Origin of the sequence: Rhodococcus opacus B4 (assembly GCF_000010805.1) — a bacterium.
GTDB classification, from domain to species: Bacteria; Actinomycetota; Actinomycetes; order Mycobacteriales; family Mycobacteriaceae; genus Rhodococcus_F; species Rhodococcus_F opacus_C.
This window is the reverse complement of record NC_012520.1, coordinates 1-25811: the sequence shown is the minus strand read 5'-3', so window position 1 is coordinate 25811 and position 25811 is coordinate 1. Positions and strand designations below refer to the sequence as shown.

The following is a 25811-nucleotide window of genomic DNA, read 5'->3' as shown; positions in this document are numbered from 1 at the left end:
CGGTGCTTTCTACTCGGAGGTGCCTGCAGCAGCCAGAGCGAGGAGTTCCTTGACGCTCGATCGGCCGGCGCGATGGGTGGGCCCGCTTGCCGGTGTGGGCACCGGAGCGGAGGTCTGCGGTCGTGGTGCGACAGGTTCCGCCGATGCGGTTTCGGTGACCTCGGCGGTGGCGATGTGCACGGCCTGCGGGACGACCGTGGCGCTGAGTTCGGCGGCCGTGGGGTCGGCAGTGATGTAGCCACTCGGACGCACGAGGTGGGGTGGCCGGATGGTCACCCGGCGGCCGTTGATCTGGATCTTGGCACCGGCCGGCGCGAAGGCTGCGGCGCAGATTCCCTGTGCCACTGAGGCGGGGCTCCGGCCGGCAAACCGGACTTTGCCGACGACAAAGACGGTGCCCAGTGACCAGAAGGCGAAGAATCCGACGTTCCAGGAAATGCTGTCCCGAAGCCACAGTGGATGCAGGAGCCACAGGAGCGCACCGACGATTGCGCCGCTGACGGCTTGCGGAACGGTGTAGGGACCGAACGGCAGCTTCTTTCCGTCAGGTGTACGCCCGATCAGCTGCGGCACCTTGCGAGCGCGGGTGAAGTTCTTGATGACTTCCCCGGTGGTGCGATCGTCACTCATCGCAGCACCGGCCCACTCGTGACTTCATGCCGGCGAAGCCGCGAACCCGCTTCCGCAGTGCTAGCTACATCGAACATGGGAGCCCTCCTTGTAAGAGGTCGGTGGCGCAACGAGGTCAGTGCTGGCAAGGCATCTTTCAGCCGGTGCGAACGAGCGGAGATCACACGGGAAGGTCTAAGCCGGAAATCGGCTCGGCCACGATGTGCACCACGGCGGGAGCGCTCTCCAACTCCTCACCTGTCGAGTCCTTCAGGACGTCCATGTTGAAGACGACCCACAGTGCTGCACCGCCGATGAGCGCGGAAGTGATGAGCCGGGCAACTGTGAATGAGGCCATCAGATTCTTGAGAAGGAAGAACAAAACGAGGCAGCCGGCGGCCGACTGGAGGAGCAGCTTGCCGTTGCTGGTGAACTCCTGCGCCTTGTCGAAAAGCCCTGCGGCGAGGACCGCGTTGTTGGGATCGGTGGTTGCGAGCGCAATGGACATGATGGGTTACCTTCCGGATGAATGAGGATCGGTTCCTGACGGGGAAAAAAGCGGCACGTCGCCGGCAGTCGGCACCGAAAGTGCGGGGGTCTGTCCTGAATCAGGCGATGCGGACTCCGGGGCACCGGCACTTGGTGTGGTCGAGCTCGGTGCGGTCGTTGACGAGGATGGTGTTCGGGGTGCCGCCGGCGGGTACAACGGCGTTGCGTCAATTGCGCTGACCTCCCACCGGCCGCCGCGGGAGGTCATCGTCAGCGCGTACTGCCCACTGACCGAATCGACCTCGGCGACTTTCTGCGCTGCCGTCACCAGGAGGCGCACAACATCACCGTCAGGCAGCGGTGCCGATGCACTGGCAGCACTCAGGTCTTCCGACGAATAGACATCGGTGATTGCCACTCTGCGATACGGCGCCGGAACAATCGGGGCGATCGAAACCCCCGGCGTGAGATAGCGCGCTACTTCCCCGTTGCCGGTCAACATCGCGGACAGGAACTCGTGCGCGGACGTGGCGATGGGATGGTTGGCGACCCGGTACTTGTAGCCGAGCTTGACGTCGATCGAGGTCGACGGTTCAGCTACTTCGGCGGGGAGTGCGGCGGCCCTCACGCCCGCTTCGGTGACCACAACCGGCACCTGAAAGTAGCGACGAACTGTGGCCGCATTCGCGTCCGAGGCGGCTCGAACTGACACCGAGATCGTCACCGCGTATGTCCGTGACTTCTGCTCGTAGTCGATCGACGCGACGGCCGGATCAGTCGCGGCAAACAACGGCGCGGTCGGAAGGCTGGGGCTTCCCGAGACGAAATGATCGAGTTCTTGTTCATTCCCACGCGATGCCTGGAGCCAGGCAACGACGAACTGCCGAGCAAGATCTTCGGCTTTCGCTTGACCGATTGTGTCGACGTCTGCGGTGTCCTTGGTGGCGTTGTCGGTGAGGTTCGGGGTGGGCGAGGATCCGAAGACGACGAGGATCAGGGCAACTATTCCGGCGCCGAGTGCGGCAAGGATTCCTGCCTTGAGAAGTCGGGTGGTCCACACCTGCCGAAGGCCCCACTGTGCACGCACCGCGCGCGCCAACTCCTCGGCTTCGGCGACAACGGAGTCGACGCTATTTTCAGTCGCGGGATCGGTCTTGCTCTTGGGGCTGCGGCCGAAGTTGTTGATTTTCGCGAGGTCGATTTTCATCGGATGCCGGCTTCTGTCGTCGGGTCGGACGTTCTGCAATCGGGGACGGAATCCGCGATGTCGAATGCGGACGCCCGCGACAGCGCGGCGCGCGCGGCTGGCGCTTCGACGAACACCAACAGCCACAGCGAAGTGTTCGCCTCTTCATCGAGAGGGTTCACCGCCAGGGCTGCCGCGACTCGACGGATCTCCTCGGTGACGGCGTGCACGTAGCCGAGATCGTGCAGCTGGGCTTGCAGCGAGTTGTCGAGCTCGTGCATCCGGTCCTCCTGGCGACTGGGGTGTGGAAGAGCGCCACACAGAAAAAGTGGGCTTCTACTTGGAGGAAGATCCGGGTCCGGGGGCTTGAGTGACATCGTTCGCGAAACTTTCTTGAAGTTTTTCTGCAGTCACCAAGGGGTTATTGCCTCAGCCGAAAGAGCGCACGTGAGGGGCACTCCCTGGCCCACCGCCGCACAGCCGGAACCTTCACGGCAACAACGCCCTGGCAATAACGACAGCCCCTCCGGCAACAACAAACACGCAGGTCAGAGGCAATATCCGGTTGCTGTACTGGGCGCGAGACCACCTCGCCCGCGCCCAGAGGAGACCGATCGTGGAAACGTCCACCCACGCACCCACCGCCATCACAGCGTCATCGGCAACGCCGGTTCGCAGCACCGCGCAGAGCAATCTGTACAGCCGCTTGAACACCGAGTGGATGTACCTCTGCGCTCGCCCCGCCGCCGAAGTCTTGACGTGGTCGGTGAGCCGGGCCGCGCTCCGTGACGTCGCGGATCTCAACGATCTCGCCGCGGCGCACCGCCGAGATCGTGATGGTGTGCTTCTGGCGCTGCTGAGACTGCATCAGGAAGGAAGCGCCCTTGCCGGGCGAGCGCTACTGCAGCTGATGCTCGGCAAGCTCATCTCCCTGACGCGCCACGCACGGGTCAGTGGGCACGATCGGTATTACGCGTGCGATGAGAGAGCGGCCTCCACTGTGGCCACGTTTATGTCACTGATCGCCACCTACAGGCCCTCCGGTGAGAACGTCTACGCGGCGCTCTTCCTGCACACGCTGAAGAAGATCACGTGCGAGGAAACCTTCACCCAGGAGATCCCCGCCTCCGATGTCATGGACGAGTCCGACAGTGCTGAGAACGAGCCGGAAGCGGATATCTCTGCTCCGGCTCTGCTCTCCTGGGCGGTCGAAAAGAAGGTCATCAACGACCTCGATCGCACCCTGATTCAGCGGGCATACCTCGAGCAGACCGATTGCGACCTGGCCGTGATTGCCGCGGAGATTGGGATGACTCCGGCAGCGCTTCGCCAGCGGCTCTACCGCGCGGTCACACGCATTCGCAAAAGTGTCGTCGCCTCCAACCCGCCGACTCCTCGACCCCGGTTTGCACGTGGTCGTCGTCGGACTGCAACGACTACTGCGGTGATCTGATGATCCGTAGTCTCGCGCCTCTGTTCACCGTCATGGTCTTCATCGCGGCGGCGTTTCTTCTGACCGAAACGTCCTTGCTCCTCGAAGCGACGCGAGGATTCGATGCTGCACTCACCCGCCCCGCAATCGCTCGTCCCGGACTGCTCGCCGAGTCCTCGCATGTGATGAGCAGAGTCGCTCTCACTGTCGCTGACTTTCTGCCCCGCGACATCACCACTCATATCGACAGCGGTCGGGTCATCGTGCCGGCGCTGTATCGCTGACGAAGAGAGAACACTCATGACAAACCTTCACGCACCATCATCTGAGGACGGTCGCGCCAACGACAGCGGCCGGGTTGCCCTGCTCGTCGCCTCCTTGCTCGCTGCACTCCTCGCCTCGCTCATCGCGGTTGTGTCGCCAAGTCAGGCCGGGGCGGCGCCGGCATCATCGGGCTGCCCGGCAGTGGAAGTGGTGATGATGCCGGGAACGTTCGAGACGGACTCGACCGCCAATCCCGACGTCGCGAAGGGTCTGCTCAAGCAGGTCACCGATCCTCTTTCCCAGCTGTTCGGTAGCTCCATCAAGATCACCTATCCGGCGTACGAAGCGTCCGCCTTCAACAAGGGCAAGACCTATGGCATCAGTAAGGCATCTGGCATCGCGGCCGGCGCGCGCGTGATGCAGACTCGTGCAACGCAATGCCCGAACACTCTGTTCGCACTCGGCGGCTACAGCCAGGGTGCGGACGTGGCCGGCGACTTGGCGTGGTTGATCGGCCACGACAAGGGTCCGATCCCGGCAGAGAAGTTGATCGCTGTCGGTCTTGTTGCTGACCCACGGCAGAGTTCGAATGGCGACAACACTCTCGTCGGTCCTCCCGTCGACGGTGTTGGGATCGCGGGGGCCAGGCCGGGCGGGTTCGGAAAGACTGCTGCAGTCACGCGTTCGTACTGCGCCCCCGACGACCTCTACTGCTCGACCAACGCCGGCAAGGATGGATTGCTCGCCGGACTTGGACGGGTGCTTGCGCAGCCTCCGACTGCTTCCGGTCCGCAGCAGAGCGATGGATTTCAGCCCACCACCGCGGGTCTGCAGAACGCCTTGGTGTCCGACTACTCGAAGGTCGATCTTCCGGGATTGGCCGGCAACATCGAGACCCTCCAGCAACAGCTGCAGTCCGGCGCTCCGGACCTGAAGAGCATGGAATCGGCGGCGACAGATGTTGCCAACACCCTTGTTCCGGTGGTCGATACGACCAGCTGGGTTACCCAGAATCCGGCTGTGGAACAGACGCTCAAGACCGCGGACGCGTCGACTCCCGAATACGCCGCCGGCCAGCTCGTCGACAAGGTCAAAGGCATCGACCTTACGAGTGCATTTCAGGCCGCGGACACCATCGCGCGGACGGTTCAGAATGCCTCCACGCCGGATCAGGTGCAGCAGCTGCAGACATCGGTGGATACCTTGTCCACTCAGGTCTCCCCCTTGGCCGCTACTCCGGCTGATGGTCTGTCACTCGCGGCGGACGCACTTTCGATCATCAAGCCGAGCGTGCTCATCAACCAGGTCACGCACATCGGGACGAACGCATTCGACCTCGCCAACAACATCCCTGCAGTCCTCGACATCGTGTTCAACCGGATCCCGCACATTGTTCTCGATCCGGGTCTCGATCCGATGGCCAAGGTCAAGGCTGTCCACGCCGAATTCGACCGGATCAATGTCCTGTTCGAGCCACTCATCACGCTCGCCGCCGGGCTCGACTACAAGACCGCGGCGGCCCTGATCGCGATGATTCCCGACCCATCCGGCGCCGCACAGATCATCTCGATGATCGTCGGCGTCGTCGGGAATCTCGACATCATTGGTCTGGCGAACACCGCTGGCGAACTCCAAAAACAGCTCTGGCACGCCATCGAAACCGGCGACATCATCGGAGCCGGCCTCGGCGCACTCCCCCACATCCTCGACTTCGCGAAGATCGCGGTGGGCACACTCAGCGGTGGCCAGAAGACCGACGCGTCCAAGCTCGGTTCGGTGTCGGCGTCCACGACGACCGGACAGCAGATCATGCAGCAGTCACAGGCTGGGGACCTTGGAAAGCTCGCCTCGAGCCTCACCGCCCTGGCAGGCTCTGACGGTGCAAACGCCCTTTCCCAGATCGGTGCTGAAGGGGTGAAGTTCGCCTCATTCATCGGGTCCGGAACTCACCAGAACTACGGGGAGCTCGTCGTCGATTCATCAGGCACTACGGCCCTGCAGGACATGACCAACCACTTCCGCGATCCGATCGCCAAGGCCGTGGCCAAAATCGGTCGTACATCGAATGGAGGTTGGTTCGATGCCGGTCGGTGAGCCCAGACACTCCGAGCCGACCGCCCGCACCGAACAGTATTGCCAGAAAAGGGTCCCACCGGCCGGGGTCCTTTTCGCGGTGGGACAGACGGAAGACCCGACGTTTCCCATACGCCTCACGTATCCGGCCATCCGGGGCAAGACCTGTTGTATCCGGCGCGCCCACTGCCAGACTGAGTAGATGGGCGACTCCGCCGTCAACGTGAAGCAGCTGGACCTCTCGAACCTCGTCTCCGCTCGGCTCAGGCAGCTCGGCGATAAATACCAGGCCGCGTCACACCTCGTTTCGTCCGCAGGTTTCCAGGTCGGCTTCGTCCGGCTCGCGGGCGGGATGGCCGAATGGTCGCGCGAGCGGGACGGCCACAGGCAAATGCAGGAGCGCCTCTCGAATGAACAGTTCAACATCCTGATGTTGGCACCGGTCGACTACGCCTCACGTACAGCGATGACATGTCTGGACCTCTGTGCTGCAGCGGCCTATCGGCTGCGAAAATCTGTCCAATACGACGCTCGGGCAGGGATTCAGATCTAGATCACCTGCGTGAGGCTATGAACAAGGGTGTCGAGCTGCGCGCTGAACAGGGCGGATCGGAGCCTCTCAAGCGGACGCGTGACACCGTCACCCATAGACCGATCTCGGAGTACTCAATCGTCGGCAGCGATCAGCCGACCACCTCGATCGAATTCGATGGACAACGGTACGACGGAATCGCCCCAACCTCTCGTTTCGCTCGATTCGCCGAGACTCAATACGAGGCGTTCGTCCAAGCAGTTCGAGCGGACTTCCCCACTAATCGGGCGACGACGACGGCGTAGTCGGGCACAGAGCATCCGGGCCAGCGGGCACCGAGGCCCCGGGTGGCAAGACCCATCGAGGAGGACGCAGTCACAGGACCGCAACTAGCCTGCACGCCAGGCTCCTCCCCCTTCATCGTTCAAATACCGTGGTCGCGATCTGTTCGTCGTACACGTGACGACGTCAGGGAGCGGTGGCAGCATTCACCAGGTGCGGGACATCGCCGTCATCGACACGAGCACCGGAAGGTACTGGAACATTACCTCTCCGAGTCACAGCGAGCTCACTGCGGACGCGAGTGCGGTACTCGGCCTCCGGACTCGCACGAGGACGCATGGAGGGGCACATCGCTGGCGGATTCCACGGCGACGCGCACACGCAATTGCTCACCCGACTGCTCGCCGAGGTCAACCTCTCCCCCACCTGGCATCAGAGCGCTGATATCAGGAAACTGACAGCTGGCGCTCTAGGGATACCACCGACCCACACACCACTGCGGAACAGACATGCAACCTCTCTGCTGGGGCGTTTCCCTCCGAAACGCCCGCCACAGCGCCGCTCAGATGGCAAAGGCGGCCGCCGCTTGCTTCGACGCGCTCGAACATTTCGCAGCTGCAGGTCGGACTGCCACTGGCGACCCGATGACGAACTGAGCGACAGATGCCCCGACGCGATCTCCAGATCCCACCGCGAATCCCGAATCCTCCGGCGCCTTCGCGGTCGTCACATTGCGGGGTTGTGGGTTTCTTGCGGCCCTATTTCGTTAGCGCGATCGATGGTTTGGCCGCGACCGGGACGACTGTCCACTCACTTCTGGCCGTCCCCGTCGCTGTTGCGCCGATGATTGTTCTCGCGCTCTGGGTAGTAGTCGCAAACAAGAAGTAGGGCTCGTCGGCGCTACTCTGCCGCCTGTGTGCGTTCGTCGTCCCCGAAGAAGTATCCGGTCAGAGCCGCTGTGATCAGATGGGACCGCGACTTCGCGGCGAGATCGACGACGAGTTGATCAATGACGTCGAAGTCGGACTTGAACAGGCGGTATGTCACTTGCGTTTCAGAATCGTCACGTGACGATTTGGGGCGAATGCCACGGGGCGCGAAGAGCCCTCCCCCGATTCGTCCACCGGGGTACAACAGCTCGGGTAGACGCTCATGCGTCGCCTCGATCGCGACAATGAAGATCTGACCGTTGGTCATTCCCGTTTGCTCACGAAGCTGCTCAAGCTTTGCGTGGCACTTTGCCGGAACCCGAACGCTTGACGACTTCCCACCGCCGTCCGCGTCTGCCACCGACCCACGCTCAGGTGGCGCTTCGCGATTCGGTTCAACTTCCACATCATCAGATCCCTCGATGTACTGGGATGCGATGTGTTCGACCGATCGAGCAGCCGGCGATCGAAAGGTCGAAGCCAACGGACGGTGTTCCCCAGTGGCTTGAGGTCGACCATGTTCCTGCGTCACGACGATGTACTCCGATGCTGAACAGGGAGCGAGAGGCACTCGCTCGTACCCAAATGATCTTGATGTGTTTTATACAGCCCGCCCTGGACTACTCGGCTCGGCGGTACATACCGTCAACAGTGCCCTAGGAGCGCACCTTCAACGTGAAACGCGATGTTATATGAACAACATAGACCAACTCATGCCTATACCAAAGAGAGCAGTGCGGACGTACATGCCTCCACAGTTGATTCACATGCATACCCGTCCCAGTGTCGTACCAATATCATCCCAAAATAGCGATGAAACAATTTTCGAGATGTTTCTATGCAATCTTGATAGCCAGCACACGCAATCTTGCCAGTCTCATGGGATGCAGATGGGACGGCCTAGAGATTGGTTCGAACTAATATTGATTGCTTTCCGCTTTCCTATACTTTCACGTTCGGGATACCTTGTTTGGGAACTGCATCTACCACTTAGAAGAATTCGGGACGATTGCGTAACGATGGGTGACACCCACACCGCATGATGGCATCATGTTCATATGACGGTGCCAAATGGCGAGGGCCTTGAGCTTGGCCTTCCGTGGGTCGAGGATCTGCGCTGGCACCGCGATCAATGTAGGCAGTCTCGCTTCCAATGGAGCGGCAGTGAGGCGCTTCTCGCGGCCACAGAGTTCACCCGCGGCCGCCACGACTTCACCTCCCTGATGGATCTGCGCGAGCTGAACGAGGGCCGGCGCGCTGCCACCGAGTACGCCGCAGTCTGTCAACGCGCGTTCGGCGAGGCAGTCAGGCAAGCCCGACGGGCTATCTGTCCCACCTCCTGGGTGACTGTCGCCGCCGAACTGGACTCGACGGTCGACGACTGCTCGGCCAGCTCACACTTTGCGACCTGGTCAAGCCCTGCAGATAGAACAAATGCCCAGGTGGATCGGGTTCATCGCATCGTCGATGGTCTCTACTTCTCGAACCCTCTGATTCGGGCATGGGAGCTCAAGCAGCTCTGGGACCTGTACAAGGCCGCCGAGAACATCCTCGAAGACACCGTGATCGACCTCGTCGTCGAGCTCGACAGACAGCGACGCGCTCAGGACATCGCCGATGCGATCGGCGTCATCACTATCGCGGGCCTCCACCATCGAATCAGCCTCCAACGAAGCCGGCGCGGCACGGTCGGCGATCCCCGCAGACGACCGAATCAGTACAGGTAGGACACAGTTCTGCGAGCGTTTCACGCATGTGTTCACGCAAGTGATTCCCTATATCTTCACGCGAACGGGACTTCTCACCTTTCACGCTGTCAGGCCTCGCACTCAACGTTCGATCCGCAGAGCCTTCCGGTCGGGTGCCAGCTCGATCTCACGCACTGCACCTAGCGCCCAGTTGCGGTACTCGGTCACGCATCTCATTCGGTTTACCCCCTCGCACTCGGACCCGCAGCGAGGGCACGTATCGGTTCACGTATTACAACCAGTGATGTTGTCCGCATAAGCGACAGGATTAGTTCACGTGCAAGCACCTGCACTGGTCTCCCGCGTCTAATCACGCCCGTGTGCACGTGTTGACACAAGCATGTAGCCACGTTCGGGCCATCGCAGAAGATCACGCATCTGTCCACGTAGTTTGTCCCACTTGACATCCGGCAGTCTGTCCCGCGTTTGTTCATGCTGATGGTCACGCGGTATGACACGCAATGCTTCACGCATGCTCTCACGCGACGTCTCACGCGTGTCTTCCTACGTAAGTCAACGCAGGACAACTAGGTGCTCGTCACGCGTTTAATACCGCCAGAGTTCACGCGTGCCATGCCGCATGTCCTCACGTAGGTTAACCAGCGTGTCGCCATGCGTATGACCACGCCGATTGACCTGCCGAATGACACACTTGATTCCACGCTGGTATTCATGCCGATCACCACGTCTACTATCACGCCAGTTACCAGGCATGATGACCTGCCGAACTACCTGCGTTGCCTCATACGGTTGCGCCCGTTGTATCTCACGCGTTTGCTCACGCAGATCTACCTACGGTCTGCCCCGCGTGGCATACGGCAAGTTGTCCAGGAATCCTGCTAGCTTCACTGGGGAACCACTCGTCACAACCAAAGTCCAATGGGAGAACTGCCATGTCCATGCACGTCGTCGAGACCTCAACTGCAGAGCAGCAGGAACTGCCGGTGTCGTTCGGATTCTTCAACGGCAAGGGGGGAGTGGGAAAGACAAGCTGTGCCGCCAACTGCGGCGGACTCCTTGCCGCCGCCGGATACCGAGTTCTGATCGGTGACTTCGACCCCCAGGGGAACCTGTGCCGCGATCTGGGCTACGACAAGCGTGACGGATCCGAACTGTTCACCGCGCTCCTGCAAGGGTCCGCGCCTCCGATCGTCCACAATGTCGGCGGCCGCGAGAATCTCGATGTGGTGCCGGGTGGTCCCGCGATGTTCGACCTGGCTGCCGTCATGGTTTCCCGCCAGCAGCGTCAGGGTGGTAAGCGGCTCGGACAGCTCGTTCGCGCCATGCTCCTGCAGGTTGCGCATAACTATGACGTGATCATCTTCGACACTCCGCCCGGTGATTTGACCATCATGGAGGCATTGATGGAGGTCGTCCAGGCTGTGGTCATCCCAGTCAGGGCGGACGACGCAAGCCTCGACGGGTTGGAAACAATTGCCGGCCAGTTCTCGGCGACACGCGATGGTGATCCAGACCGTAATCTACCGGCTGTCAACCCACGGCTGCAGTTGGCAGGTATTTGCCTGTTCGGTGTGGGTTCGCGTTCAACCAAGCTCACGGCGAAGATCCGCCAATCCGTCAACGAGATGATCGGGGATGCCGCCCCCATCTTCGAATCCCGGATCCGGACGATGGAATCTACGGCCTACGATGCCCGCCGGGAGGGCTTGCTGGTCCATGAGCTGGAACAGCAGACCGAAGTCGCCAAAGTCGCACGTTTCGCCGCACTGAAGAAGGGCGCCAAACCGACGGATCAGATACTTTCGCGCAATGCGTCCGGGTTGGCCGAGGACTACGCAGAACTGACACGCGAAATCCTCGTTCGTCTGTCGACCATCAGCGAGGAGGTGGCATCGGCATGACCGAAACCAGCACTCCCCGCCGCAAGAGCCTTGCCAGTGCTTTCGCTCCGAAAGGTAACCGAGCGGAGGGTTTAGCCGGCCTCCTTCCGACTGCAGGCAACCCCACCCAGCCTCGGCGCTCTACCCCGATCACCGAGGTAGAACCAGCCGCGGAGGAGTCTCGGCATGTCGAGAAGGCGCCTGCAGCGCAGGAGCCGCCACAAGCTCAGGCCCAACCACCCGCTCCTACCACTACGGCGCCCATTCGCTCCGAGCCGGCTCGTAAACCAGAACCGACCCCACCACCTGCACCCGTCGAAAAGCAGGATCCAATCTATGAGCCTGTCCCGGACCCGACCCCGGTCCTCGACGATGATGTCGAACCTTCGACGGAAACCGGGAAGGTGACCGTGACGGCTTACCTGGATCGCACCACGCGTGATGCACTGCAGAGCCGCGCGGCCGAAAGTAGGTGTGATCACGCTGATGTGGCTATCGAGGCCTTCGATTCTGTTGGGATCGCGGGACTTCGCAGCCTGTTCCAGCCGGTGGCCCGGCGATCCGCAGCCGGGATCCCGATGCATCAGGAGCCATTCGCGGTCAAGGGTCCCGTTGAGACGTGGTTCCGGTTCACGACGGCACAGAGGGACTGGCTTGACGCTCAGGTGAAGGTGGTGGGATCGAAGTCCCGAAGCCGGCTTCTCGCTGGCGTCTTGTCGCTGCATCTTCGGACGGCGTCTCGGTAGTGACGATGGGGTAGGGCGGTGGGGGAGTAGAACCTCGCCGCCCTACCTCTTGATCGCTTCCCGAAAGCTCAGCGGTGGTGCGTGCGAAGGCACTTCAGGTGTCTTTGAACCCACTCCCCACCCCACTCCCCACCCCACTCCCCACCGTAGTGGGGAGTGGATTTTACCGTTTGATCAGGTATTTCTTCCCAATCCCCCCACTCCCCACCGAGTCGCCCCGCAGGTCACACGTAGGGGTTGTTGTTCATCTGAAACCGCGGTCGGGCGAGTTTGGTCAAACAGTCCATGCACCGCGGCATGATGCGGCGACGAAGATTTTGTTTCCCATCTGTCACACAGCGCTGGGTCGAAGGATCTTCCTCAAACCAGAAGCGGATTTTTGGTGAAGGTGAGGGGATGCACGATGAACGGCGACACACCGACAACACGTCATTCAACGTTTCCGAAGCAGTTTCTGTTTAGGCTCTTCGCATGGGACGGCCACACAAGGGAACGCGCAAGTGCATATCAGTTCGTGCACCCCTTCAACAGCACAGCTTCTACGAAGCACGCGCCGAAGAGCTCGGACTCGAGCTCGGCGACTACGCCCTGCTCGTCATGGCCCGTGCGTACAACCTGGATGTCCCCGACTACATCCTCAAGAAGTTGGACCCGGAAAAACTACGGGCGCACGACGAGCGCTATGCGGTCTCCGATTCGTCCGACAACGAACTTTCAATCTCGGCATGACCTGGCCATAGATAGCGAAAGACCCCCACTGCTTGCCGGCCTGCGGGGGTCCTTCGTTCCGTTGATTACGAACTGAGTCCTGGAGGGGACCTGGTTCATAAATACGAGTCCTGGAGGGGACCTGTGCCCATACTAACCCGGGCCGCACCGCGCTTGCCAGATCTCGTGGCGCGTGTGTCTGAGGCGGCTTCGTGACTGCTATCACTGCTGGAACCATTCAGATCGGTCGGATGTCGTCATTCGACCGGGTTCGTGCTGCTGCCGAACGCAATGGCGGGGTCAACGAACGCGGCTCGACCCAACTGATGGCGCGGTGCCCGATCCATGGAGACCGTCACGCGTCGATGTCCGTGACCTGGGTCGATGGGCATAGGGGAGGAATGGTGCTGCTTCACTGCCACGGCTGTGAAGCTCCCGTCTCGGAGATCGCCGAGGGTCTGGGTTTGTCGATGACGGACCTCTTCGACGAACCGCTGCCTGATCGCGATGCGCTTACACGCGTAGGCCGATCTCCCCGACGACGTGGTGCCGGGCGGCGCCGGCCGAAGGGTGGACGACTTCCCGCCCGGATCGCGCTTCCGGACGTGACACCTGATGCTCAACACCGGTGGGATCGAGTCAAGGTCTACTCGTATGTATCTGCAGACGGCACTTTGGTGCAGGAGGTAATCCGCGAGGAATGCACGAGCTGTGAAGCTGGCCGGCACAAGCAGTTCCGACAGATTTTCGTGGATGCCGCAGGGACCCGGCTCAGACGTAAGCCGGAGGGTTTTGAACCGGTCTTGTATCGACTCCCGGAACTGCTGTCAGCAATCTCGAGCCATTCGCCTGTGTGGTTACTCGAGGGGGAGAAGGATGTCGAGACAGCCGAGTCGCTTGGACTGGTTGCCACGACCAATGCTCAAGGCGGACTGAACTTCCCTCTCTCATGTGCTGACCTTTTCGAAGGCGCTGAGGTTCGCATCGTGCTCGATCGCGACTCCGTCGGATGGAAGCGAGGTATCGAACTCGCATCTCTGTTGGGTGGCAGTGGCGCCCAGGTCCAGCTCTTGCTGTCCGCAACGGCGGAACCCAAATCTGATTTTACTGACCACGTCGATGACGGACATTGGTCGACCGACTCGATGTGGGGTGGCCTCATCCCTGTTCGGGCTGGGGAAGTCGCTGCCCACGGCTTCGCTGCCGACGTAATCGAGAAGCAAGCACTAATCGAACTTGCGCTGGCAGAGGCGACCGCCAGAGTTGATCGTGCAAGTGAGCGGGACGGAGACGAAGAGTTCCGACGCGCACAGCGGTGGGCGCTCGAATCGGAGCGACGTTTCGAGGATCTGACTGAACTTCTGGACAAAGTTCGACAGCAGGCCGCGGCTGAAGGCACCGATTGGGCGGGAGAAGCGGTCGAGAATGCCATGACCGCATGGCGTGCCGCGCTCGTTGCAGCTCGGGCCACACACGATGTCGCGCGAGTTCCTGTTCCACCGATTCTGCAAGATCCCGAGCTTGAGCCCGTACCGGGTGCGGTTCAGGACTCGCTCAGCCCCGTTGATTCACAGCGGGTCTGGTCCGACTCGGAGAGTCTGGCTACGCCGCTGAACAGCATCCGGGGGCGCAATGTTATTGCTCCGGTGTATCGGATCATTGATGGGAACTTGGTCGAAATCGTCACGACCAAGAGCGGTGATCAACAGGCGAAACTCGTACTGGACCTCGATGCGCGGATCGTTGAGATGGAGTATCTCGAAGTTGCCGATGCGGGTATCGACGTCGACGAGCCGGAGTTGATGGGTCGAGCAGCGATGGCCGGTCAGAGTGAAGTCAACCCCGCCGCACCTCAAGAACTCACCGCGGTGGTTATCGGCTACACCCATCCGGAGAGCCGAGAGTTTCTGCGGATCCGGATTCCGGCGAAGGAGTACCGGGATTGCGGCTGGGTCGATACCTTGCCGGGTCCGCCTGCCTACGACTCTCGCCCCAGCGGAGTGGCGAAGCTGCGAGATGCACTCAAGGGCGCAGGTGGGCGCGAAATCCGACGGGTGGTGCGATACCGCTCGACAGGGTGGCGCCGCGATGATCAGGGCAAGTGGTTCTTCGTTCATGCTGGGGGAGCCATCGACGAGAATGGCGGACGGGTAGCCCCTGTTCTGCTGACCGGCCCCCTGAAGATGTATGACCTTCCCGCACCGACGCCCGACCCGGTAAGGATCCGAGAAGCATTCCTTCGTCATTCCGGCTCGATGCTCGAACGCACCCCGACGCGAGTTTCGGCCGCTCTACTTGGGCAGGTATTCAGGTCCGCATTGGGTCCGAACCCGTGGGTTCTTACGTTGGTCGGATCGCCTAACAGCTACAAGACCTCACTCGCGTCATTGGCGATGCACCACTGGGGAGAGAAATGGGATCGCCGGCGACCGGCGACATCGATGTCGGGCAACGGCGACACATTGAATGCATTGCGGATCAAGCTTAACGCCGCAAAAGATGCTCTGTACTGGGCGGACGATGTCGCACCAACCCGAGACTTCGGGACTGCGCAGAAGGCGCTCGAAGAGTTCGCTCGCATGGTGCACAACGGTGAGCAACGCTCGAGAAGCACACGTGATGGTCTAGGGGTTCTGGACGGAACCCCGCCCCGCGCGTCTGCTTTGGTCACCTCCGAGATCATGCCGCGGCCAGGATCTGCAGCTCAGCGGATGCTCGTGGTGCCGCTGCAGGCGCGGGAAATCGAACTGAACGTTTTGAAGGAACTCGATACTGCGCATTCCCGTCATGGCCGCGCCTTGTTGATGGCCACGTACCTGCAATGGTTATGCCCTCGGTTGGACATTGTCCGCGCCGAGGCGTTCGCCGAAGGTGAGCGGTATAGCGAGCGTTTGCGCACGAGCGGCGAAAGTGTTCGTCAGGCAGACGCTTTGGGGTCTCTGTGGGCGGGCTGGCATGCGATGTCACGTTTCCTTGTTGATGTAGGGGCGTTAACGGAGAACGAAGTCGCGCAGGTCGGGGACCTGGTCACGATGGGCTTGTCTGATGCCGCTGCTGCGGCGACTGACCCAGATCTGCCAATGCGGACCGGTGCGCGAGTACGGGAGTTGTTGGTACACGCACTGAGAAATGGTCACGCCTACGTGGAGGACGTCGACACCGGGCAAGCTCCATCGGATTGGTCGATGGCGGCATGTCTTGGATGGCGGCGCAGTGTGGTGGGTGAAACATCCGACGGCACCCCTCGATGGCGTGCGGAAGGTCGTGGCGTTCGATTGGGATATGTCGTGGCCAACCCGCGGCCGTGCGATGGTCAACCACAAGTCTTGTTGGACCCGATGGCCCTCGAACAGGTGTTGAAAGCCACTGGTCAGACGATGACCGATACCTTGCAGATCGATCGCGGTACCGCCTTGAGGGCTCTCTATGACGAGGGCGTGCTGATCGCGGAGGAACGGAAAGGCAGAATGCCGCGGTACACGGTGCAGCGGATGGTCAAGTGCGAAAACCGCAGGCAGCGCATGGTTGCACTGCGGCTGCACAAGTTGCTCGGTAGCGATGGTCCGGAAGACCAAGTAACCAGCGATGCAGGATCAAGTGACCCGACACTCGGTGGCGATTCCAGCGACTCTTCCACGCCTGTGCCCGGTGGTCCGGCTCTGTTCGATGGTTGGATCGCCGATCTGAACAGTCCAGGGTCCGGCGTAGCTTCGGGTGATTCGTCTAACGAAGTCATGAGCCTGACCAGCTCTCATTCCGAACAGGAGCCTGAGATGGCTATCGAGACCGATGCCGAAGGGCATACCGCTGATGGAGTGCAGATTTCACCGGTTTCCATCTGCGCCCTGTGTGGCGGCGAGGACGCCGGATGGCAGATCGACGGCTTGGTGATGCACCTTCCCTGCTGGTGGCAAAGCACCGCCGCCACCCGATCAGCAGCTGCAGCAACCGGCGACACAGTCGGACAGGTTTCGCCAATGGTGAAGGACGAGCCGGTGGCGGCTCCCGTCGAAACGACGTCTCGTGAGACTGCTGCAGCAACGCCGGCCATCGTCGCGACGGCGGAGACCACGCACCAGCCGACCACGACAACCCCGGCACCGAAACTTGCAGCAGGAGATGCACGGACCACCTTCACCGCACCCGCGGCAGTACTCGACGTCGATGGCGCCTGGCTTCCCGACGGCACCCGTCACGACCTTGCCTCGCAGATCACCCATGTCGGCGATGTCGCGGAGCTCGTAGCGACGTTGAACCTCGGCACGTGGACGTCCGACAAATGGTCGGTGCCTGGGCAGATCTGGATCACCGACGCGATGGCGCAGCACATGGGAATCGACACCAGCAGTCTGGGCAAGCGCAATCGAAACGACAGGCTCAAGGAACTGACCGCACAATCTCCGTTCGTCACAGAGGCTCTCTCCGAGGGCTGGCAGCTCGGCGGCAAGGAGGGGGACCGCCTCGGCACTTGGACGCGAGTGTGGAAAGGTGAAACCCGTGGTGTCTGGGTGACACTGACCTCCGGCATGAGCCAGGACCCCAAGGAGATGCCCATTCTTGGTGACTCGCCGGCACCCGCCACACTGGCGCGACGCCTGTCACTCCTAGCAAATGCTCTGCGTTTCCCCTGGGCTGTGAGCCCGGCATCGACGGGCATCGACCTGATGATCGCCGCCCGGCCGAAGGAATGGAAGCGCGTATTCGCACCCTCCGATGCCGAGTTCGCCAAGAAGTTCCAGATCTTCGAGGCAGATATCGACTGGTCACGGACCTTGTCTGACGACGAAGCGAAGTGCCGTTACGTCCATGCCTTCGACCGCGGCGGTTCGTACGCGGCAGGAATCGCCGGCCTCGAACTTCCGATCGGCGAACCTGCGCATCATTCGAACGGACTACCGTTCGATCGCAAGCTCCCCGGGTACTGGCTCGTGGAGATCCCCGAGTCCGCGGACTGGCGGTTCCCGAATCCTCTCAACCCGATGGGTTTGTCAATTTCCGAGCCGAAGTGGGTGACTACACCCACCCTCGAACGCGCCAGCAGTCTCGGGTACGAACCCGAGATTCTGGAGGCCTACGTGTGGCCTGATCACGGACGGGTCCTCGTCCCGTGGTACGAACGGATCCGGGATGCGCGCATCGCCTTGGACATCAAGGACGATCTCGACGCGCAGTTGGCTCGCGAACAGAACAAAGTCATCTATACGCACACGATCGGCATTCTCAATTCCGATCTGCACTTGGCAGGACGCCCAGGATATTCACCAGAGCGTCACCACCACATCGTCGCCAAGTCGCGGGCCAACATCATGTACCGGATAGCTCAGATCGGCGAAGACACCGGACAATGGCCCGTCGCAGTCACCAAAGACACCGTGCTCTACGTGTCGGATGAATCCGATCCCAAGCTGGCGTGGCCTGGAGGACCGAAGCAATTCGGACGTGGTTTCGGCCAGTACAAGCCGGAAGGATCCGCACTCCTCGCCGAACATCAGCAGTACCTGGACGGCAAGGGCTACCGGGGCAAGTCGGATCTGATCGCACCGGCTGAGTGGATGTCCGCCGGTATCAGCGCGGAAAGTGACTCGTGATGGCACGGAAGCCCCTCAGCCGCACTGCCTATTCGCGGATCGCCGACAGTCTGGCGGACTACGGCTCTGTGGTGGACAACCAGATCAATGTCGTAAGAGCCGCCAAGGAACTCCGTGTAACCCAGACAGCGGTGCGTGAAGTGCTGCGCGCTGAGCGCGGAAAGATGCAATCGGAATTCTTCGGCAAGCTGACCGGACGCCGAGGCTCCGACACTTCCGGTCGACCTGGATCCGCCAACCTCAAGGCTCAGCTACTTGCCGCTTACGGGCCCGGCAAACGGAGCGAAATCAACACTGCCGCCGCAGCACGCGATCTTGGGGTCTCTCGACGCACCGTGGAACGCTGGTTGGCCCCGGAAGGTCGGCAGCGAATCGCCAAACCACGAGCTGAGACCCTCAAAGCCCTAGCCCACAAGGCCAAACGAGCGGCCTCTACGCAGAGCGCACGTCGCGCGGCGATGTCGACTATGCGAAGCAGCAAACAAGGTAAGGCGTTGGCCAAGTACGGCGGCAAGATCAGGATCGATGCTGTTCAGGGTCCGGGACCGCGGGAGTATGCCCGGGATCGGTTGATCACCTTGGCGCTGACGCCTGACCAGGTCGAGGCGATGTGGAGTGCGTATGAACGCGGTGGCGACAAGGGAATGACCGACTGGATGAACACGCGAGCGCAGGACTACGTCGGTGGGTGGGAGTTCTTTCAAATTAACAGCTTCGACGTGGAACGGTAAGTTGTGGTCGTCCATCGAGGGCCTCGCTGGACGCGCAAACGTCTCGAGGCGATGCTCCGGACCTGTTACGGCGAAACTGCACGTGGAAGTGTTGACGTGCAGGCGGTCGCGGACGCTATGCATGTCTCGTCGCGCACCGTTAGGCGATGGTTGGCCGGCTCCAACCGCCGGTTGGCGGCCGTCCCACATCGTCGACTCGAGCAGCTGCGTCTGCCAGCCGCCGAGTCTGAGTTGCGGGGCCGGCAGCAGACCGACTACGCCCGCGAGGCGATCGCCCAGATCGCTCTCCCGAAGGACAAAGGAATTTTGCCTGTTTGGCGTGAGCGGGGTTGGCTCGAACCACACGTCGTGGCGATTCTTGACATCACTGGCAAGCCCTGGAAGCAGATTGTGATCAGCAACGGTTCGGCCCGCTCGATGAGTGAGTTCCGACGCCGCGGCTCCATCGTCGATGTCACGACGGTGCCGACGCGTTTCCATGGTGTCGTGCTTGCTCAGGAAGTGCTCGATGAGATCGAGCCGTGGAGGTTGCACCCGCTACCGGAGTTGCTTCCTCATGGTCGTACGCATGTGTGGTCGAACGACGCGCCGGCAGTCGATCTGTCGGTGTTAGCTGTGTCGAAGGAGTTGAGATGACAAACGAGAAGGAGATGAACATGGACAACGAAGCTAGCTCTGTCGAGAAACGAGCCAAGGCGCTGCTTTCGGAGTTCGTGCTCGATGACAACGCCGAGGGGGCGCACCGTCGTAAGGTCGATCTTTCGTGGTCATCGTCGGGCCGCTCACTGCCGTGATCGATTCGGTGGGGCCGCACCCATGGTTGCGCGTGAAAGATCCGCAGCCGTTGCCCGAGGCATCGAAGCCAGCACTCTTGGCGCGTCAGCTGCGTGAGCTGGACGAGAACAGCCTCGGCCGGCTGATACGCGATCACCTTGTGCCGCTCAGTTCGGACCGCAGTTACCGCACGCGGTGGAACGGATTCTGGTCATCTCTCGGGTTCGACCCGGTGCTGCGTGACCGCGCGACGAGGATCATCAATGGATTTCTCGATCTTGCTGAGGGAGCGCTCGAAGCCAACGATCAGGATGACAATCAAACTAAGCGCACCGAGAAGTTCTTCGATCGGTGTGAGGGTGCGCTCGATCGGATCCTGAAGCGCGAGGACGAACCGCTCGCCTGGGCGGGTGCGGCAGCAATGACGTTCAATCCGCCGGCTCGGGCAGTGATTGACCAGCTCGTGTCTGCAATCGAGAAGCACCGAAGCGATCTGGACAACGAAGCGCTGTGGGCGACACTCGACAGCGTCCGGAAGCAGTCCTTGGGCGGATCTGGACCGCGGAAACGCCGATCTCAGCGTTGAGGGGATAGTCACTCGGTTACAGCGTCAGTCAGTCGCTGAATACCAAACGTCCCCGGCACCCGGGTGTGCCGGGGACGTTTTCGCTGTTCAGGTAGTGTTTTTTCCTACACAAGTGGGTAGATTCGGTGTTGTCCTGCTGACGGGGACGACGGGACGGGGGGACGGGGGCGGACTGACCATCTGCCGTTCACGCTGAGTGTTTTTTTGTGTACTCGGCATGAGTGGCCGGGTTGCTCCGGCCACGTTCACCACTGGTGTGTGGTGTTCCCGCAGCGATACCGTCTGCCCGCTGGTGGCGGGTCTTATGGTTGGTTTCTGTCGGGCTGCTTTTACGTCTCGTCCGCAACTCGCCGGAGACGTGCCATCCTCAACGGACACCGCGAGTGCAGCGAGGTTCAGGGCAGCGTTGTGATCACGATCGCCGCGGTAACCGCAGTGGTCGCAGACGAACACCCGAACATTAAGGGGCAGTTTGGTTTTCACTGCCTGACAGTTCGAGCAGGTCTTACTCGACGGATACCACCGGTCCGCCACATGCAGACCGGTGCCAGTCCAATCGGTCTTGTAAGTCAACTGCCGTCGAATTTCGGCGAGAGCCGCATCACCGATCGCGCGATTCAACCCACGCTTGTAGGCGCCACCGGATCGGCTCATTCCGGAGACATTGAGGTCTTCGACGACGACGGTGTCGTAGACGCGGACGAGTTGGGTGGTGAGTTTGTGAAGGTGGTCGCGGCGACTGTTGGCGACCCTGGCATGTATCCGCTGAATCTGGTCCTGCGTGCGGAGCCACCGATTCGAGGGCTGCTGGCGGGTACGGCGGTCCGGGCCGGTGCGGCGAGCTCCTCGGCGTTGCAGGCGCCGCAGCTTCTTCGCCTGCTTGCGAGCGTGTTTCGGGTTCTCGATCAGTTCACCGGTCGAGAGAACCGCGAGGTGCTTGACCCCCACATCGACCCCGACCACCGATCGCGGACCGGTCGTGGTGGGCGGGAGGGCTCGTGCAGGGAGAAGCGTCTCGACGGAGAACGACACCTGCCAGCGACCCCGCCGGAACGACACAGTCGCCGACCGGATCCGGGCCGTCCCGGCAATGGTTTTACGCGCCAGCTTGCGGGTCGACTCGGCAGTGCGCACCACCCCGATCCGGGGAAGTTGGACATGGCGGCGATCCCCGTCGGTGGTGACCAAGCCGATACAGCCGGTCGTGAACCGGCACGAGGATGCAGCACGTTTGCTCTTGAATCGAGGAAACCTCATCGTCCCCGCACGTTTCCCTGAACGCGCCGCTGACCAGTTCGACAAGGCATTTGCGCAGTTCGCGATCCCGGAACTGTACGCCTCTTTCGAATTCGCCGACCACCACACCTGCCCGGTCTCGGGGTTGACCGCGACGTCGTCCTTGACGGTGTTCCAGTGTTTGCGCAGGCTGTACGCGGACCACGACATCGACGGGGTCAATCCCGCATCCGGAACACCGTAGGATCGTTCCGCGGTCCGTTGATCGAGGTTCGACTTGACCTGCGACAGCGCCCAGTTGTAGGCGAAACGCTGTGCCCCACAATTCGAACGCAACGCCTCGACCTGCCCCGGGGTGGGATCGAGAACGTACACGAACGCCCGGATCACCACCCGAGACGGATCCGGCGCAGCGATGTCGGCAGTGGGATCAGCAAGTGCAGCAGTGGCCGTCATGGGCGGTCCGGCGCGGCGGTCACGGCAGCGGCGTCACTGCGACGGGCACTGCGCTGCCCGTACAGGCGGGCACACCGCAACGTCATCACCTCGGTCATCTCACACACCAGATCATCAGCCTGAATCGCCCCGGGTCTGTCGGAGGCTCTCAAACCTGTGAAGGATGGAGAGCATGGCAGCACCACGGAAGTACAGCGTTGAGCTGAAGGAACGAGCAACGAGGATGGCGGTCGAGGCCCGCCAGGATCCGGCGACGCGGCCGGGAGCGCTCAAGCGGATCGCCGATCAGCTCGGTGTGCATCCCGAGGCGCTCAGGACCTGGGTCAAGCAGGCCGAGGTCGACGGCGGCGTGCGCCCGGGCACCACTACCAGTGATGCCGAACGGATTGCCCAGTTGGAACGGGAGAATCGCGAGCTGCGGCGGGCGAACACGATCCTCAAGCAGGCCTCGGCTTTCTTTGCGGCGGAGATCGACCGCCCACAGCGCTGATCGTGGAGTTCGTCGCTGCTCACCGCGACGAACACGGAGTCGATCCGATCTGCGCGGTCTTGCGCGGTACGGCCGCCCAGATCGCTCCGTCCACGGTCCGAGCTCACCTGAGCCCCCAGCGAACCGAATCGGCACGTGCGGTGCGTGACCGCGAGGTTCTGTCCCGGATCCGGGGTGTTCATGCCGACAATCTCGGGGTGTACGGGGCCCGCAAAGTGCACGCCAGTCTGAAACGAGAAGGGATGTCAGTGGCCCGGTGCACCGTGGAACGATTGATGAAAGCCGATGGGTTACGGGGAATATTACGGTTGAAAGGGCGGAAGACCACGCACGCTGACGGGGCCGAGACTCCGCGGCCGGCGGATCGGGTCCAGCGGCAGTTCGTCGCCGACGCGCCCAACACGTTGTGGGTGGCGGACCTGACCTACATTCGCACTCATTCGGGGTGGGTGTACGCCGCGTTCATCCTCGACGTGTTCTCCCGGATGATCGTCGGTTGGCAGGTTTCGACGTCGATGCGTACCGACCTGGCCCTCGACGCCTTGGATATGGGGTTGTGGGCTCGCCGACGGGTCGGCCAGGACGTCGCCGGATTGATTCACCATAGCGACCGCGGCGTGCAGTATCGAGCGGTGCGATACACCGAGCGCCTCGACGAGTGTGACGCAGTGTCTTCTGTTGGTTCCAAGGGAGATTCGTATGACAACGCGATGGCGGAGGCGTTCAACTCGTTGTTCAAGGCCGAGTGCATTCGCAATCCCGTGATGCGCCCGCACGGGGGCTGGCGAGGCCTTGGAGACGTCGAGTGGGCGGTCGCCGAGTACATCGACTGGTTCAATCACCGCCGCTTGCACGGCGAGATCGACCACGTCCCACCCGCAGAGTACGAGACCGCCTACTGGTCGAATCACACGGCGGCCGACTACCGTGAGACACCGGTCCTCGCTGAGGCCGGAACCAGATAGCCGAGCCTCCGTAGAACCCGGGGCGATTCAGCCACCTCAGTACCGTCCAACACCAGCAGGGTACGACCCTGTACCGACAAGGCGGCCTCGATATACCCGAACCCGGTCGGGCCTCTCCCACATGTGGAGTTCGGTGCGTTTGCCATTCAGGCCGGAACCGATCTCCCTGACCGTGTCCGACACACTCACACCACGTCTGCCACACTCGTCACCGCCCGCCCCGCCTGGCACAGGTGGTCACCGAGACCCTCCCCCCACAGCGGAGGTGACCCGAGTGGGCCGTGAGGACGCGTCCAGGGTGGCGGAGGAGCTCTCTCGTGATGGCATCGCCCGGGTATCTCGAGGAGTGCGAAACTCGGGGGTGTGCGTCAGCGATGAGCACGCGGCGCGGTTGCTGGCGGCGCCCTGGCACACCGTGCGGGATGCACTGTTGGCGGGCATCACTGTCGAGCACGGCCGGGCGCTAGGGGAGATGTGGCGGCAGGTTGCGGCCGTGACGATGCGGTTTCCGGCGGCCGCCCCGCTGATATTGACGGGGCCAGATTCTGGATCGTTCGGGACACGGTAGCGGCCCGGGAGGCCATCTCGGGCGGACTGGAGGCATTCCCGGATCACACCTTCGTCAGGTGATGGAGCAGATGCTCGATGCCGGATTGACCTCGTCGACGGCGGATCAGTTGTGCGCGGCCGTGCCAGCGGCCGAGGGCGTCGCCAACACGTAATCCGCAGCTGTGGCCGGCGCGGTGCCGGCCACCGGCCACAGCTGTGCGTGCGTCTATGTCCCCGGCACCGGGTGTGCCGGGGACATAGACGCAGTTCAATGCGGGTTTTTGTCCGAGGTTTCGGCTAGGTTCTGAGGTGTTCGTAAGTCCAATTCACGGGTGAGTCTGACCAGCTCGCCCACCCGACCCAAAGGGGTTTTGCTGTGAGTGTTTTTCGTATGTCTTCGCCGTCCGATGTTGTTGCCGGTGCGGTCGCGTTGGGCGGTCATCTTCCGGTCGACGAGGTGGCGGTATTGAGCCTTGACCGCCACCCGGCGGCGGTGATGCTGGTCCAGTTGGGTGACGATGCGGAGCGGGAGTCGGGGCGCATCTTGGACGCACTCGAGAGCGCCGCACCGTTCCAGGAGAGTCCGTCGATGCTGGCGGTGGTGTTCGGCCCGGCCGAGCGGGGTGATGTGGTGGGCGCGATCCTCGAGCGGCTTCGCCCCGATGCGGTGACCCCGGTGTTCGTGTTCACCGATGGTCTGGTGCGTCAGTGGCACGGGGCCGGGTCCTTGATCGGGCAGCCGGGCATGCCGGTCGATCTGGCGGCGCACCCGATCATCGCCGAGGCACTCGTGGTCGGCTCCACCACGCTCATGACCCGCGCCGAGATGCGAGCGAGTTTCGCCCCGGCCCAGCATGGTCCAGGCCGCGCCGCTATCGTGGCCGCTGGTTTCGGGCGCGAGCGCGTGATTCTGGCCGCGATGGCCCCGCAGAACGCCGCCGACCGTGCCTACGATTTCGCGTTGGCACCGTACGTGGGGGGAACCACCGGAGCGGGGGAGCGGGGCATCAGCGTCACGGACGAGCACGCCTCGATCATCGCGGCCGCGATGCACGATGTGCCGGTGCGTGATCTGCTGTTCGCCCGGATCGACGCACACAATGCCGATGCCGCCGCCGAGGTAATGCGTCAGGTCGGGGCCGTATTGCCCCATGATCTCGCCGGTGCGTTGATCATTCTTGCCGGAGTGTTTCATTGGGTGAGCCGTCACGCCGCGCTGGCACGTGAGGCGGTGAACGTGGGCCGTGCGCTCGATCCCGCGCACTCCTTCGGGAAGCTATTCGAGCAGTTTCTCAACCACGGGATGAACCCGGCACTGTGGGAGCAGCTGCGTGCCGCGGCGGTGCGGGCCCATCAGGACCAGTAGGTAACGAATCAGCGGTGCGGTGATCGAACGGGACGGTTCCGCACCGCTGGATTCGGCCAATCCCGTTGGTAATGAAGACTTCCGAAGTGATCATTTTGTTTTCTCCGGATTCCGTTATGCAACAAGCTAACCCGTGACCCAGCGCGCAGCGCGTGGGTGAATTCCGTTATTGGGCGGCTTGCCGCCCAGTCGGTTCAGGCCCCGGGCGCAGCCCGGGGTACCCTCCCCGAC

20 protein-coding genes and 1 other annotated feature are annotated in these 25811 nt (G+C 62.1%); of the genes, 14 read left to right on the top strand and 6 right to left on the bottom strand.

Annotated elements, in window-relative coordinates; genetic code table 11:
- Positions 1 to 9: 9 nt before the first annotated feature.
- The 4 genes from ROP_RS36100 to ROP_RS36085 all read right to left on the bottom strand — a co-directional run bounded on the left by ROP_RS36100 (position 10) and on the right by ROP_RS36085 (position 2565).
- Positions 10 to 630, bottom strand: coding sequence for a hypothetical protein (locus tag ROP_RS36100; RefSeq protein ID WP_012686747.1), 621 nt, complete (start codon positions 628 to 630; stop codon positions 10 to 12).
- Positions 631 to 790: 160 nt separating this feature from the next.
- A complete protein-coding gene (locus ROP_RS36095) occupies positions 791 to 1117 on the bottom strand; it encodes a hypothetical protein (protein ID WP_012686746.1) in 327 nt (108 codons plus the stop codon).
- A 6-nt stretch (positions 1118 to 1123) separates the two neighbouring features.
- A complete protein-coding gene (locus tag ROP_RS36090; protein ID WP_012686745.1) occupies positions 1124 to 2305 on the bottom strand; it encodes a conjugal transfer protein in 1182 nt (393 codons plus the stop codon).
- Positions 2302 to 2565, bottom strand: a complete 264-nt coding sequence (locus ROP_RS36085; RefSeq protein ID WP_012686744.1) for a hypothetical protein — start codon at positions 2563 to 2565, stop codon at positions 2302 to 2304. The genes ROP_RS36090 and ROP_RS36085 overlap by 4 nt, the downstream gene beginning before the upstream one ends.
- 335 nt (positions 2566 to 2900) lie before the next feature.
- Between ROP_RS36085 and ROP_RS36080 the strand changes: the two genes are divergently transcribed.
- The 4 genes from ROP_RS36080 (at position 2901) to ROP_RS36060 (ending at position 6606) form a co-directional block, all read left to right on the top strand.
- Complete coding sequence (locus ROP_RS36080; RefSeq protein ID WP_012686743.1) at positions 2901 to 3737, top strand: sigma-70 family RNA polymerase sigma factor; 837 nt, start codon at positions 2901 to 2903, stop codon at positions 3735 to 3737.
- A gap of 32 nt (positions 3738 to 3769) precedes the next feature.
- Positions 3770 to 4000 carry a hypothetical protein gene (locus tag ROP_RS36075; RefSeq protein WP_231869090.1) on the top strand — a complete coding sequence of 77 codons (231 nt, stop codon included), beginning with the start codon at positions 3770 to 3772 and terminating at the stop codon, positions 3998 to 4000.
- A 16-nt stretch (positions 4001 to 4016) separates the two neighbouring features.
- Positions 4017 to 6074: a cutinase family protein gene (locus ROP_RS36070; protein ID WP_012686741.1), complete on the top strand. Its 2058-nt coding sequence runs from the start codon at positions 4017 to 4019 to the stop codon at positions 6072 to 6074.
- Between the two features lie 181 nt (positions 6075 to 6255).
- Complete coding sequence (locus ROP_RS36060; protein ID WP_043827246.1) at positions 6256 to 6606, top strand: hypothetical protein; 351 nt, start codon at positions 6256 to 6258, stop codon at positions 6604 to 6606.
- 1161 nt (positions 6607 to 7767) lie between these two features.
- On the opposite strand, the gene ROP_RS36055 is transcribed toward ROP_RS36060, so the two are convergent.
- Positions 7768 to 8157: a hypothetical protein gene (locus tag ROP_RS36055; protein ID WP_043827244.1), complete on the bottom strand. Its 390-nt coding sequence runs from the start codon at positions 8155 to 8157 to the stop codon at positions 7768 to 7770.
- Positions 8158 to 8854: 697 nt separating this feature from the next.
- Between ROP_RS36055 and ROP_RS36050 the strand changes: the two genes are divergently transcribed.
- From ROP_RS36050 to ROP_RS36000, 8 genes are all read left to right on the top strand, one after another.
- Complete coding sequence (locus tag ROP_RS36050) at positions 8855 to 9523, top strand: hypothetical protein (protein WP_012686738.1); 669 nt, start codon at positions 8855 to 8857, stop codon at positions 9521 to 9523.
- 914 nt (positions 9524 to 10437) lie between these two features.
- Positions 10438 to 11406, top strand: a complete 969-nt coding sequence (locus ROP_RS36045) for a ParA family protein (protein WP_005574273.1) — start codon at positions 10438 to 10440, stop codon at positions 11404 to 11406.
- A 1196-nt stretch (positions 11407 to 12602) separates the two neighbouring features.
- Entirely contained in the window at positions 12603 to 12860 is a 258-nt protein-coding gene (locus ROP_RS36035; protein ID WP_012686736.1) for a hypothetical protein, read from the top strand.
- A 191-nt stretch (positions 12861 to 13051) separates the two neighbouring features.
- Positions 13052 to 18427: a telomere-binding protein gene (locus ROP_RS43750; protein ID WP_012686735.1), complete on the top strand. Its 5376-nt coding sequence runs from the start codon at positions 13052 to 13054 to the stop codon at positions 18425 to 18427.
- Entirely contained in the window at positions 18427 to 19158 is a 732-nt protein-coding gene (locus tag ROP_RS36010) for a hypothetical protein (RefSeq protein ID WP_012686734.1), read from the top strand. Before ROP_RS43750 ends, ROP_RS36010 begins: the two co-directional genes overlap by 1 nt.
- Positions 19159 to 19308: 150 nt before the next feature.
- Entirely contained in the window at positions 19309 to 19794 is a 486-nt protein-coding gene (locus ROP_RS36005; protein WP_308821638.1) for a hypothetical protein, read from the top strand.
- Positions 19791 to 19952 (top strand): hypothetical protein, encoded by a 162-nt coding sequence (locus tag ROP_RS43275; RefSeq protein WP_158306526.1) that lies wholly within the window; start codon positions 19791 to 19793, stop codon positions 19950 to 19952. Before ROP_RS36005 ends, ROP_RS43275 begins: the two co-directional genes overlap by 4 nt.
- Positions 19922 to 20518 (top strand): hypothetical protein, encoded by a 597-nt coding sequence (locus ROP_RS36000; protein ID WP_012686732.1) that lies wholly within the window; start codon positions 19922 to 19924, stop codon positions 20516 to 20518. Before ROP_RS43275 ends, ROP_RS36000 begins: the two co-directional genes overlap by 31 nt.
- Before the next feature lie 87 nt (positions 20519 to 20605).
- On the opposite strand, the gene tnpB is transcribed toward ROP_RS36000, so the two are convergent.
- On the bottom strand, positions 20606 to 22210 hold the full coding sequence (gene tnpB, locus ROP_RS41750) for an IS607 family element RNA-guided endonuclease TnpB (RefSeq protein ID WP_012686731.1): 1605 nt from the start codon (positions 22208 to 22210) through the stop codon (positions 20606 to 20608).
- Between the two features lie 172 nt (positions 22211 to 22382).
- Here tnpB and ROP_RS35985 point away from each other — a divergent pair.
- Both ROP_RS35985 and ROP_RS35975 read left to right on the top strand, forming a co-directional pair.
- Positions 22383 to 23665, top strand: a protein-coding gene (locus ROP_RS35985; RefSeq protein ID WP_148222641.1) for an IS3 family transposase whose coding sequence is annotated in 2 segments (ribosomal slippage) — positions 22383 to 22671 and positions 22671 to 23665 — 1284 coding nt in all. Because the reading frame shifts where the segments join, the coding sequence is not laid out codon by codon here.
- Positions 22661 to 22789, top strand: a sequence feature (AL1L pseudoknot). Its footprint overlaps the gene before it by 129 nt.
- Positions 23666 to 24605: 940 nt before the next feature.
- Entirely contained in the window at positions 24606 to 25580 is a 975-nt protein-coding gene (locus ROP_RS35975) for a DUF4192 family protein (protein WP_043827227.1), read from the top strand.
- The last annotated feature ends 231 nt before the right edge of the window (positions 25581 to 25811 follow it).

What these genes read in the sequence shown, in the direction of transcription:
- ROP_RS36100 (WP_012686747.1), bottom strand. Translation starts at nt 630, where the DNA reads ATGAGTGACGATCGCACCACCGGGGAAGTCATCAAGAACTTCACCCGC.
- ROP_RS36095 (WP_012686746.1), bottom strand. Translation starts at nt 1,117, where the DNA reads ATGTCCATTGCGCTCGCAACCACCGATCCCAACAACGCGGTCCTCGCC.
- ROP_RS36090 (WP_012686745.1), bottom strand. Translation starts at nt 2,305, where the DNA reads ATGAAAATCGACCTCGCGAAAATCAACAACTTCGGCCGCAGCCCCAAG.
- ROP_RS36085 (WP_012686744.1), bottom strand. Translation starts at nt 2,565, where the DNA reads ATGCACGAGCTCGACAACTCGCTGCAAGCCCAGCTGCACGATCTCGGC.
- ROP_RS36075 (WP_231869090.1), top strand. Translation starts at nt 3,770, where the DNA reads ATGGTCTTCATCGCGGCGGCGTTTCTTCTGACCGAAACGTCCTTGCTC.
- ROP_RS36070 (WP_012686741.1), top strand. Translation starts at nt 4,017, where the DNA reads ATGACAAACCTTCACGCACCATCATCTGAGGACGGTCGCGCCAACGAC.
- ROP_RS36060 (WP_043827246.1), top strand. Translation starts at nt 6,256, where the DNA reads ATGGGCGACTCCGCCGTCAACGTGAAGCAGCTGGACCTCTCGAACCTC.
- ROP_RS36050 (WP_012686738.1), top strand. Translation starts at nt 8,855, where the DNA reads ATGACGGTGCCAAATGGCGAGGGCCTTGAGCTTGGCCTTCCGTGGGTC.
- ROP_RS36045 (WP_005574273.1), top strand. Translation starts at nt 10,438, where the DNA reads ATGTCCATGCACGTCGTCGAGACCTCAACTGCAGAGCAGCAGGAACTG.
- ROP_RS36035 (WP_012686736.1), top strand. Translation starts at nt 12,603, where the DNA reads ATGGGACGGCCACACAAGGGAACGCGCAAGTGCATATCAGTTCGTGCA.
- ROP_RS36010 (WP_012686734.1), top strand. Translation starts at nt 18,427, where the DNA reads ATGGCACGGAAGCCCCTCAGCCGCACTGCCTATTCGCGGATCGCCGAC.
- ROP_RS43275 (WP_158306526.1), top strand. Translation starts at nt 19,791, where the DNA reads ATGACAAACGAGAAGGAGATGAACATGGACAACGAAGCTAGCTCTGTC.
- tnpB (WP_012686731.1), bottom strand. Translation starts at nt 22,210, where the DNA reads ATGACGGCCACTGCTGCACTTGCTGATCCCACTGCCGACATCGCTGCG.
- ROP_RS35975 (WP_043827227.1), top strand. Translation starts at nt 24,606, where the DNA reads ATGTCTTCGCCGTCCGATGTTGTTGCCGGTGCGGTCGCGTTGGGCGGT.